Source organism: Kurthia sp. Dielmo (assembly GCF_000307285.2).
Taxonomy (GTDB): Bacteria; Bacillota; Bacilli; order Bacillales_A; family Planococcaceae; genus Kurthia; species Kurthia populi.
This window is the reverse complement of record NZ_HE578959.1, coordinates 1-8,014: the sequence shown is the minus strand read 5'-3', so window position 1 is coordinate 8,014 and position 8,014 is coordinate 1. Positions and strand designations below refer to the sequence as shown.

13 protein-coding genes are annotated in these 8,014 nt (G+C 32.3%); 7 read left to right on the top strand and 6 right to left on the bottom strand.

Features of this window, described 5'->3' with window-relative positions; translation table 11 throughout:
- Nucleotides 1-82: 82 nt before the first annotated feature.
- From KTHG_RS11325 to KTHG_RS11305, 5 genes are all read right to left on the bottom strand, one after another.
- Nucleotides 83-1,246, bottom strand: coding sequence for a tyrosine-type recombinase/integrase (locus KTHG_RS11325; RefSeq protein WP_186439568.1), 1,164 nt, complete (start codon nucleotides 1,244-1,246; stop codon nucleotides 83-85).
- Between the two features lie 248 nt (nucleotides 1,247-1,494).
- Entirely contained in the window at nucleotides 1,495-2,268 is a 774-nt protein-coding gene (locus KTHG_RS11320) for a DUF1829 domain-containing protein (RefSeq protein ID WP_139993655.1), read from the bottom strand.
- A 13-nt stretch (nucleotides 2,269-2,281) separates the two neighbouring features.
- Nucleotides 2,282-2,770 carry a DUF6978 family protein gene (locus KTHG_RS11315; protein ID WP_139993652.1) on the bottom strand — a complete coding sequence of 163 codons (489 nt, stop codon included), beginning with the start codon at nucleotides 2,768-2,770 and terminating at the stop codon, nucleotides 2,282-2,284.
- 126 nt (nucleotides 2,771-2,896) lie between these two features.
- Complete coding sequence (locus KTHG_RS11310) at nucleotides 2,897-3,424, bottom strand: ImmA/IrrE family metallo-endopeptidase (protein ID WP_139993650.1); 528 nt, start codon at nucleotides 3,422-3,424, stop codon at nucleotides 2,897-2,899.
- Between the two features lie 54 nt (nucleotides 3,425-3,478).
- Nucleotides 3,479-3,883, bottom strand: coding sequence for a helix-turn-helix domain-containing protein (locus tag KTHG_RS11305; RefSeq protein WP_139993648.1), 405 nt, complete (start codon nucleotides 3,881-3,883; stop codon nucleotides 3,479-3,481).
- Nucleotides 3,884-4,063: 180 nt separating this feature from the next.
- Here KTHG_RS11305 and KTHG_RS11300 point away from each other — a divergent pair, with 180 nt between their 5' ends.
- The 5 genes from KTHG_RS11300 to KTHG_RS11280 are packed head-to-tail and all read left to right on the top strand — an operon-like array spanning nucleotide 4,064 to nucleotide 6,276.
- Entirely contained in the window at nucleotides 4,064-4,303 is a 240-nt protein-coding gene (locus KTHG_RS11300; RefSeq protein ID WP_139993646.1) for a helix-turn-helix transcriptional regulator, read from the top strand.
- Nucleotides 4,304-4,323: 20 nt separating this feature from the next.
- Nucleotides 4,324-5,208: a phage antirepressor N-terminal domain-containing protein gene (locus KTHG_RS11295; protein ID WP_255512442.1), complete on the top strand. Its 885-nt coding sequence runs from the start codon at nucleotides 4,324-4,326 to the stop codon at nucleotides 5,206-5,208.
- Nucleotides 5,209-5,221: 13 nt separating this feature from the next.
- A complete protein-coding gene (locus KTHG_RS11290) occupies nucleotides 5,222-5,539 on the top strand; it encodes a hypothetical protein (RefSeq protein WP_139993644.1) in 318 nt (105 codons plus the stop codon).
- Between the two features lie 55 nt (nucleotides 5,540-5,594).
- Nucleotides 5,595-5,825: a hypothetical protein gene (locus KTHG_RS11285; protein WP_139993642.1), complete on the top strand. Its 231-nt coding sequence runs from the start codon at nucleotides 5,595-5,597 to the stop codon at nucleotides 5,823-5,825.
- A gap of 49 nt (nucleotides 5,826-5,874) precedes the next feature.
- Nucleotides 5,875-6,276: a hypothetical protein gene (locus KTHG_RS11280; RefSeq protein ID WP_139993640.1), complete on the top strand. Its 402-nt coding sequence runs from the start codon at nucleotides 5,875-5,877 to the stop codon at nucleotides 6,274-6,276.
- Between the two features lie 21 nt (nucleotides 6,277-6,297).
- Here the strand turns inward: KTHG_RS11280 and KTHG_RS11275 are convergent, their stop codons facing one another.
- Nucleotides 6,298-6,681: a hypothetical protein gene (locus KTHG_RS11275; RefSeq protein ID WP_139993638.1), complete on the bottom strand. Its 384-nt coding sequence runs from the start codon at nucleotides 6,679-6,681 to the stop codon at nucleotides 6,298-6,300.
- Nucleotides 6,682-6,936: 255 nt separating this feature from the next.
- Between KTHG_RS11275 and KTHG_RS11270 the strand changes: the two genes are divergently transcribed.
- Nucleotides 6,937-7,776, top strand: coding sequence for a phage replisome organizer N-terminal domain-containing protein (locus tag KTHG_RS11270; protein ID WP_139993636.1), 840 nt, complete (start codon nucleotides 6,937-6,939; stop codon nucleotides 7,774-7,776).
- The coding region (locus KTHG_RS11265; protein ID WP_147633098.1) for a hypothetical protein at nucleotides 7,754-8,014 on the top strand (261 nt) is incomplete at its 3' end. The genes KTHG_RS11270 and KTHG_RS11265, both read left to right, overlap by 23 nt.

The window sequence follows — 8,014 nt, the reverse complement described above, 5'->3', positions numbered from 1 at the left end:
AAATAGGTAAAGTAGCTTTAACCATTGGTATAACAACGTTTCTCATAATTAGTTCCCCCCAAGGTTCCCCAAAATCATACTTTTAATATCTACTCATTACACTTTCCAATCTTATTACAGCTTCATTTCTTTTATCATTAATAGCATGTACATATATTTTTTGTATTGTATCGATACTATCACCCATAAGTGATGCTACTGTAGCAATATCCACGCCTTCCCCAATTAGCACGCTAGCATACGTGTGACGAAATACATGGGGAGAAATTTTTTCAATCTCTAATTTCTTTCGTAAGGTTTGAAAGAACCATTTTATAGAGTCATAGCTAAGTGCTTGGTCTTTCAAATTTCTGAATATATATCTTTTTTCAAATTGCACACCATCTGTAAATTTTGTAGACATACCTAATTGTAATAAATTTTTCTTTTGTTGTAGCTTATAATGTTTTAACTGCTCAATCATTTTAATAGGTAATGGAATTATGCGATAACTACTTTTTGTCTTTGGTGTTCCTTCACCATATCGATAAGAAACAGTACAATTAATATTTATTATACCTGCATTTAAGTCTAAGTCTCGCCATTTAACGCCCAGTGCTTCACCGATACGAACTCCTGTAGAAGTAAGGAATAGTATAATAGGATACATATAAGGTTTTTCGTGACGAGTATATTCTAAAATTCGTTTCATTTCCTCATCCTCAATAATTTTATGATCTACATCATAATTGAAAGATATATTTAATAATCTATTTTTATCTAAAAAATCATTTTTTACAGCGAAATTTAACACAGTACAAATTCTACTATGGTATTTTGCTAGTGTGCTTGTTTTAACGCTATTTATCTTGTCGAGAAAAGATTTTTTATATAGATAAGGGGTTAATTTATTTATTGGAACTTCCCCAATCAATGGATTCATTCTACTGTAAACAGATTGTATAGCATGTAATGTATTGGGTTTAATATCATTTTTTCGATAATCTATAAACATCTCAAACGCCTGGGCGAGTGTCAGATGGCGGTGATCTAACTGTTCATAATTTCCTTTCAGCAGCTCAGCTTTTAATTCTGTAAGAGCCAATGTAGCATCTTTTAAAGCTATAAATCCTTGCTTATAAAATTCTTTTCGAGTATTATCTACACGTGTATGACGATAGCGGTATGCATATCGTTTTTGATTTGATTTAGTTTTATAGCTAAATACATGAGCTTCTTTCGTAGCAGTTAATTTTGGTCGTCCCATAACTTTCCCTCTCTTTTCGTACATCGGCAAATGAATGGAATAGGGGAATTTTTATGGGGAATGTTTTGGTTAATGCAGCGTAAAGAATGATAGGGACATACATTGCTGTATGTCCTTTTTGCGTTCATCGATATTGCTACACGCTTCCAGTATAATGAGTTTCGTTGTATTTTGCACTTGTAATATTTTGAAAAACGAATATATGTTCTTTTTGTGGTGAAATAAAACCTCACTTTTGTGAAGTGAGGTTAAGCCAATTCTTTGACCCAATCATCTTTCTTTGACCATCTTAAAACTTCAATTTCATAATTTGCTAGAGATGTTAAGAATTTTTTGTCGATTTTGTTATCATCGTTAGCAATTACTATAAATTCAGAATTTGACCTGTTTTCTTTAATATCTAAAAATGATAATAAAGGAGATTTATAAGCCTCTTTTGTAGGATTGTTTATAGTCTTAATTATTTTTTCAACTTTCTTTTTTGAACGAGGGATAATGAAATCAAATTGATTAGCATTTCCGGTTTTTCCAGTAATACTGACGTCACTAATTGCACGAATATCATAATCCTCAAATAAATTTGAAACTTCTTCAAAGAATATACTGGTAATATTAGTTCTACTAGTCAGCATCATGTCAGAAATTCTTATGATACATTGTAAGATTCTAAATAGCTGGGTTGGATATTCTTCTAAAGAATTTATTGTGATAAGTAATTCAGAGTCTAAAGATATTTTTACTCCAAAACTATTTAATGTTTGATTCAAAAATTCTTGGCGTTTAGTTGATTTTTTATAATCAATTTCATATGTTTTTAGTTCATTTAAGGTATATCCATCATCTGAAATAACAATTTGATTGTCTTTATGATACATAACAACATGTAATAAATCATGATGATTGTCAACAAATGGAGTGATAATTTCTACAAAATCGCCGTGATCAACAAGTTTAATGTTTTCTTGATTCCATTTTGAATAAATTTGATTTAATTGATCAATATTAAAGTTATAGGAATTCATAGCGACCCCTCCTTCAAATGTTAAATTGTTCTTGTTGTGTATTGAATGAATATGTACTTAGGTTTCCAACATTACATTTGTCTAAGAATTTCTTGGTAACTTGAATAAAATCTTCTAATTCTTCTTCCGTTAGGTATAAGCCTGCAGTTTCCGAATTTAATGGATAAGCAATTTTATCACCGTAACCTTCTTTAGCAATATGTATATGAGGACAAGGAATCTTTTCTCCTGCGAATGGAAAATTCCCAGGAGGATTGGGGTGATCTGGACCAACCAAGTCAAGTCGTAATAAGGGTAATTCTTTTTTTCTTTTCGCTCTTAATTGCAGCGTATACCTTTTCAAACGTCTTCCTTGTTTGTTTAAATCAATATAAAAATAATCAGAATGTGATTTCGCTTCAATTAATTCTTTATTGTTAAAATCAGGTATGTTAATTAGTGTGGTGTCTAATAATAATCTTTTAAGCGAATTAATTAAATTATCAATTTCAGGTTGTTGCATATTATATTATTCCCTTCTTTCAAAAAATAAGCAATTGAAATTTTATAAATACTTTTACCTATATTTTATATTCTTCACACCACGCGTAAAACCCTTTAATTTAGTATTTTGAAATAACCAGGCCTATTATGTATTTGAATTTAAATAAGATTCTGAGCTAACGAAATCAAAAATATTTTTGTTACGCCACTCTAACTGGAATAAAAAATCATCTATTCTTTTTTTTGCGAAGCTTTTACTAACTGTGAATTTTTCAGCTATATCAAAATATAAATGTTCCTTTGTAGCATAGCTGTCAAAGTCAAAATTTAATAGCATGAATGTAGGAATACAGTAATGTGCAGCAAAACTTTCTGCTGTCCATTCTTGATATTCTTTCCATAGTGGCTTCAATAAGGTTTGATTTCCTTCATGCCATAGGGCGTGACATAGTTCATGCGCAAAGATTTCTCTAAAATGTTCTTTTTGTACATCTGCATTCATATAAATAACACCATTTCCTGAAATAACTTTCATCTTGAAAGGGAGAAAGACAACTTCAATATCAAGTATTTCAGAAATATGTAGGTCATTTTTATATGAAGGTTGTGATACCTCAGCTAAATTATAAATCTCTCGTATTATTTCTTCTTTTTTATTGAGTGTAAATTCCATCAAATCTCTCCCAACATCAACTTATGAAATCTAAAGATACATCTTATATAATGGTTAGTCTTTTTTATTCTGATCACGTTTTTTAGTAAACTCATAAAACATTTCAAACTCTTCAAGCGCATCCAGTATCTTTTGTGGTTGATCATAGAAGAATAAATTTTCTCGTGAAATAATGAAGTCTACCACTTCTTTCTGATAAGCAGTTAACTTTTCATAATCCTCATTTGAAATACCTTCATTAGTCATTTTTTCAGGATTTTTGATGTCGCTACGACCTAAGAGATAATCTGTTGTAACATTGAAAAAATTAGCTAATTTGTCTATTGCTTTAATGTCTGGTTCGCCACTTCCACTTTCATACTTAGCATAACCTTGACGTGTTATACCTAGTAATTCGGCCATATCATTTTGTGTAAGCTTTTTTTCTTTTCGCAAATATTTTAAACGCTGTGAAAACATATAACATTCCTCATTTCTATTATCTATTCCTCATTATAGCAACAATATGTTGCTATTTATAAAAAAATCTTAAAAGTAATGAATTTTTTTTATTCTAATTATTATTGACAGCAACGAAAAGTTGCGTATAATAAGAAATACAAAGGCAACGAAAAGTTGCTTTATGAAAGCGGTGATATTTTGAGCCAAAGAGAACTTACTTCATTTTTAGTTGAAAAAAGAAAGAAATTAGGATTAACTCAATTAGATGTAGCTCAGAAAAGTAAGTATGAAATTACTAGACAATACTATGGAATGATTGAATTAGGAGAACGAATTCCCTCAGTTAGAACAGCAAAATCTATAGCAGAAGTCTTAGATATTCCTTGGACTATTTTTTTTGAAATGAAAGGCAACGGAAAGTTGCTTTTAAATATTTGATAAAAAGGAGTGGAGTTTTAATGACACATAATTATGTAACATATGCAGCACAGGATATGAACACTAATAATTCACAACTGCAAATAGTTGAACAAAAGACAGTAACTTTTGCCGGCACTGAAATTTTGACGGTTAAGGCTACTGATGAAAAAGTCTACGTAGCAGTTAAATGGCTTTGCGAGAGTATTGGACTTTCAGAAGGCCAGATAAAGTCTGAACGTAAACGAGTTAAAGAAGATACAGTTCTTTTAAAAGGGGGGCGAAATTTCACCCTCCTTACAAATGGCGGTATGCAAACAATATTATGTATTGAATTAGATTATTTACCATTGTGGCTTGCTAAAATATCAATCACACCAAATATGAAAAAAGAAACTCCTTGGATTGCAGATAGGTTAGTGGAATTTCAATTGAAAGCAAAAGATGTATTAGCAGCTGCATTCTTTCAACAACCACAACAAACTTCCCCAATGACGCCAGTGGAAATTCTAGCGCAAGCGGCGCAACAGATGTTGATACTAGAGCGTAAAACAAATCATTTAGAAGAACGCCAAAATCTAATGGAACAAAATCAGCAAAATATTGTGGAAGTGTTGAAAACAGATACAACCAATTGGCGTCAAATGACGAATGATTTATTACGTAAAATCGCTTATGCACGAGGTGGAGAGAATCAGTATCGTGATGTACGTAATCATGTATATGACTTATTGAAAGTACGTGGACGTTGTGATCTGGAACGTCGTTTAAGCAATCGTCAGAAGAATATGTTGGCACAAGGAATGAATAAATCTGCCATTAATAAACTTTCTAAAATCGATATGATTGCGGAAGAACCACGACTAATTGAAGTTTTTGTAGCAATTGTGAAAGAGATGGCTATTGCACATAATGTGAATTTTTAAGGAGAGAAGAATAATGGCAGCAGAAAAAGATATGACGGCCCCATCATTGGTGCACGTCCAAATGAATGAACAAGCGCTTTTTGCTCATGTCGATAAACTTGTGGAGCAACGTATGAATGAGGTTGTATTGCCACGTACACTCGCTATTAGTATTAGCGATGTAAAACGTATCACAGGGATTAGTCATCCAGATACGCTAAATAAAATCCTTGCAGATCCACGTATTCTACAGCACCAGTTTCGATTGAATGAAGGCGGTCATCGCCGTTGGAATGCGAAAGGCTTTGAAGAAGCATTTGAAGATATAATAAACGATTTAAAAGCTCTTTAATCACAACAAAAATAAAATTCATCGGCAAATGAATGGAATAGGGGTAGTGAACAAAATGGATAAACTACAACGTTTAAGCCAAGAAGTTGAGTATGAGCGCGTTTTACAACAGCTACATACATTAGAGGTGGCTGAGGAGAAAAAGGAGTGTGTGAGTTGGCTAGATATACCAGAAGGAGAGCCTACATGGTCAGATAAGTTGATGACAGTTGGTGTTTCAGGTTTTTTACCGGGTGTTACAATTGCGAGCTTGTTCTATATGATTATTCTTTTTTTAAAGATGTAGTAGATTTAACTTATATTAACGGAATATTCGAACAAAAGGAGATGTTGTTATGTTTGAAAAAATTAAGAAGAAGCTCAATCTTATATTTACAAAAAAACATGAGGAACCAATCACGTGGGTTCAATCATATCAACCATGCGAGTTGTTGGACCTTATGCGTACGCGATTTGGTAGTAATTTTACAAATCATGTATCAACACAAAATCCAAAATTTGATGCTAATCGAGAATTGGAAACGATGCGTGGAGTTCTATATGATTATGCTGCTTGGTTGGCACAAAGTTTAGTTGAAAATCACGGTATAGATGATGCAAAACGTAAATTGACCATATGGGAAAATAAAATTGAAAGAAATCCACGACATGTGATGCTTTTACCAATATTAGATTATACTGCTCGTTATGTTGAGTATATGCAAAGTTCAGCATACAAAAACCACCATAAACATTAAATTTAAGGTGGTTAAAAAAACCTATAGTTTTAGAGCGATTGAAGAACCAAGTGTTTGAAGTGCAGGATATAATTTCTTTTTAAAATCTTCAAAATATATGAATGAATGTTGATGACTATTATTTGTAGCAATGTTAGTTACAACTTCATCATGGAATATTTCGAACCAGGCTACAGCTTCAATAAATTCATCTCGAATTAATTCATCATCTGAGCGAGAGTAAACACTGAATGAATTAAAGGCGGTATTAGCTATAGATAAATAGTGTAATACAAGGCTATTTTGCAAAGGATTATGTTTATCAAGATCTTTAATAATTTCTACAGCTTGCTCAGATGCGTGAAATCCTCTTGAAACTAATTGATTCAAATATTGTACTTTTTCGTTAAATGGAGTATCAGACATGTTAACTTCACCACCTTTCTAGTACTACTATTCGACAAAAACAGTAAATAACCTTCAAGGAAGTGGAATATGAAAAAAACATTATGGGATGTTGTAGAAGAAAAGCGACAACAAAATAAAAAAAGAAAAGCACTAGAGAATAGCAGCGCTCATAAAAAAGATAGAAAAAATGACAATAAAGAAAATTAGCTATTGTCTTGAAAGGCATTCAAGGGCCAAAAATGAATAGTGAATAATCCGTTAGGGGGATGAAAAATGGCAGAAATCACATGGATTAAATTGAAAACAGACATGTTTGAAAATGAAAAAATAAAATTGATTGAAGCATTACCAGATTCAGACACAATTATTGTTATTTGGGTGAAGTTATTAGCAGCTGCAGGAAAAGCAAATTCAAATGGATTTATTATGCTTACAGAAAATATTCCAATGAATGTGGAAGAAATGGCAACAATATTCAATCGTCCACTTAATACAGTTCGCTTGGCACTCGAAACTTTTAAACGTTACGGAATGATAGAAGTCAAAAACGAAGCGATTCGTATTAAGAATTGGGAAAATCATCAAAATATTGATGGAATGGAACGTGTTAGATTGCAAAATCGTGAACGAAAAAGAAAACAACGTGAAAAAGAAAAACAAATTCAGCTAAGTCACGTTCCGTCACGTGACAGTCACGCAACAGACTTAGACTTAGACTCAGAATTAGATTTAGATAAAGAAAAAGACAAAGACTTAGATAAGACTAGACAAGATGGTCCAGTCAAAGTCGAGTCAAGTATATCGTTTACAGAATTATTATCTTTCTATGAAAAGAACTTCGGTTTACTAAGTGCTTATGCACAAGAACAATTTAACGCAGTATATGAAGAATACAATGGAGAACTAATTCTTGAAGCCTTAAAAGAAACAGCTTTACGTACACCAAAAGTGAGAAAACCACTTTCCTTTGCAGAAGGCATCTTAAAGAACTGGTATCAAGAAAATGTTCAAACGCTTGAACAATTAAAAGCAAAACGAAAGGGTGGTCGACGTGAAAGCAATTCAGCAAGCTATGAGCCTGCCAAAGAATATGATGATGGCATTAACTTCTAATTACTGTGAAAAAGAGCATGTAAATGAATATGGCTATGCAATCAAACACCCGTTATACAAAGCTAATTTGTTAGGCGCAGCTTATGAACAATATGGAACCGAATTAATTTGCTTACAGTGTTTGAAAGACGAAAATGATGCAGCTGTTGTCAAACGTATTAGTGATGAAGCGATTGAACGAGAAAAGCATAAACGAAAAAACACCTTACATTATGCATCGGTCTACAGTGATCAGTCG